We start from the raw sequence: 2,668 nt of genomic DNA, 5'->3' as shown, positions 1-2,668 counted from the left end.
AATCACTCATTCTCTCAACCACTCAATCATTTATAAATCTCTCAACATTTTTTCCAGAGCATCTAAGTCTTTAATATAGACTTCACGGGCTTTTGAGCCTTCGAATGGGCCTACAACGCCAGCCTTTTCTAATTGATCGATGATACGCCCAGCGCGGTTATAGCCTAATTTCAAACGACGCTGAATGAGTGATGTCGAGCCTTGTTGATGCGTAACTATCAACCTTGCGGCCTCCTCAAAATATTCATCTTTATCTTTTGAATCAAAGTCACCTTTTTCATTTCCACCACCAGAATCTCCTTCAAATTCAGGTAATAGATACGCAGAATCGTAGCCACTTTGCTCCCCAATAAATTCACAAACATCTTCTACTTCTGGGGTATCTACAAAGGCACACTGCAAACGAATGATATCAGAACCTGTCGAAAGTAGCATATCTCCCATCCCGACTAACTGTTCGGCACCGCCCGTGTCCAAAATAGTTCTCGAGTCAATTTTAGAAGTTACTTTAAAGGACAAACGAGCTGGGAAGTTGGCCTTGATTGTACCCGTAATAACGTTTACTGACGGACGCTGCGTGGCAATAACTAAGTGAATACCAATAGCACGAGCCAACTGCGCCAGACGAGCAATAGGTTGTTCTACTTCTTTACCAGCAGTCATCATCAAGTCGGCAAGCTCATCGACAACCAACACGATGTATGGCATAAAATAGTGCCCTTTATCTGGATTTAATCGACGATTGACAAACTTGGCATTATATTCTTTTAGGTTACGGCAACCAGCATCTTTCAACAAATTGTATCGATTATCCATTTCGATACACAAGGAATTGAGGGTATTTACAACCTTTTTGGTATCGGTAATAATCGCCTCTGCCGCATTGGGAAGCATAGCCAAGAAATGGCGTTCGATTTTGTTGAAAAGTGTTAATTCCACTTTTTTAGGGTCAACCAACACAAACTTTAATTGAGAAGGGTGTTTTTTATAAAGCAATGATGTCAAAATCATATTCAACCCTACCGACTTACCCTGACCTGTTGCCCCTGCCATCAAAAGGTGAGGCATCTTGGCAAGGTCAGTCATAAATATATCATTACTAATAGTTTTGCCGAGTACAATTGGTAAATCTGCTGTTGATTTTTGGAATTTTTCTGAACCAATTACCATTTTAACAGGAACCATCTCACGGTTTTTATTAGGAACTTCAATACCAATAGTACCTTTACCCGGAATAGGCGCAATAATACGAATCCCCAAGGCTGCCAATGCCAAGGAAATATCGTCTTCAAGGTTTTTGATTTTTGAAATCCTAACCCCTGCATCAGGAATAATTTCATAGAGCGTTACCGTTGGGCCAATCGTGGCCTTAATATCGGCAATCCCTATACCATAATGACCAAGTGTATCAACAATCTTATTCGAATTTGCCTTTAATTCATCCTGAGACACTTGAGCTTTCCCCATATCGTAATCCTTCAATAATGCGATAGTTGGAAACTGATAATGTGGTAAATCCAATGTTGGGTCATATAGCCCAAAGCGTTTTACCAACTCATCTCCTGCGTCATCTTTCGAACTTTCAATTTCAGGCATATCCTCCTCAATTTCTTCCTGCGTTTCGGGAAGTTCGTCTGCTAGGGCATTTTCAATTGTTAGAGAAACCTCTTTTCTAGGTGCACTCGTTGCAGGAACTGAGTTAGAATTTGCTTTTGCCTCTACGATTGGAGGTAAATAAGGGCGAATACTCTCTTCGTCTGCATTATCTTCTCTGAGTAAAAGTTCGTCATCCTCAAATTCTAAGTCGGGATTTTTAATCAGATTTTTTGTGCTTTTTGCGGTATCTTCCAAATCATCTCTGACACGGCGAATATTTTTTGCCTGACTAATATCATCGTCACTTTCCTGATTGGGTGAGTCGGATGCTGAAGGTGCCAACAAACGCTCTATCAAATTGCTGAGTACTTCGGTACCGTAGAAAAAAGATATGAATAAAACTAAGGCAAATAATATGACAAAAATCGTAAATGGCCCCATGAGGCTATCCATGTACTCATTGAAATAAAAGCCCATACCACCACACAAATCGCTCCAATTATCCGCAATATGTAGCGTAAATACCCAAAACCCTAAGAAGGTACTTCCCCACAGAATCGCAAAAATTGCGAGCTTGGTAAAACGCTCTAATGGAACCAGCGCTTTCTGAAAACCAATTTGTACTCCAGTAAAAAACGTTAATGGAACCAACCAAAATGCGGAAATCCCAAAATATCTTAGAACTATTAAATCAGCTAGTTTTGCGCCAAAAACCCCAAAAAAGTTTTTTGTTCTCTTACCTGTTTCCGACAAACTAGACAATGAATTATGGATTTCACTTTGATCTGCCTTTCCTGTAAAAAGATGAGAGAAAAAAGAGAAAAACATAAATATTGAAAACAACACTAACACACCACCAATTAGTAAACGTGCACGTTCGATACCTGAACCTCCAAAATCCAATTTGAATGGACTTGGCGAGGCCGAACGAGCTTTTTCCTTAGGTCGGTTTTGTTCTGGGTCTTTGGGAATATTTCTAGCCATAACATTTTAAATCTTTCGAAGTATGTTGGTCCTTCGAAATGATGATTTGAGATATTTCAACCTCTCGAATCTGATTAGAGTAAGGAAA

1 protein-coding gene is annotated in these 2,668 nt (G+C 39.7%); it reads right to left on the bottom strand.

The features are described from left to right. Window positions 1–30 precede the first annotated feature (30 nt). Complete coding sequence (locus ACOVQ4_RS08220) at window positions 31–2,580, bottom strand: DNA translocase FtsK 4TM domain-containing protein (protein ID WP_421820171.1); 2,550 nt, start codon at window positions 2,578–2,580, stop codon at window positions 31–33. Window positions 2,581–2,668 lie beyond the last annotated feature (88 nt).

The organism is Flectobacillus sp. (assembly GCF_049240685.1).
Lineage (GTDB): Bacteria > Bacteroidota > Bacteroidia > Cytophagales > Spirosomataceae > Flectobacillus.
This window is presented reverse-complemented; position numbering and strand designations above follow the sequence as displayed.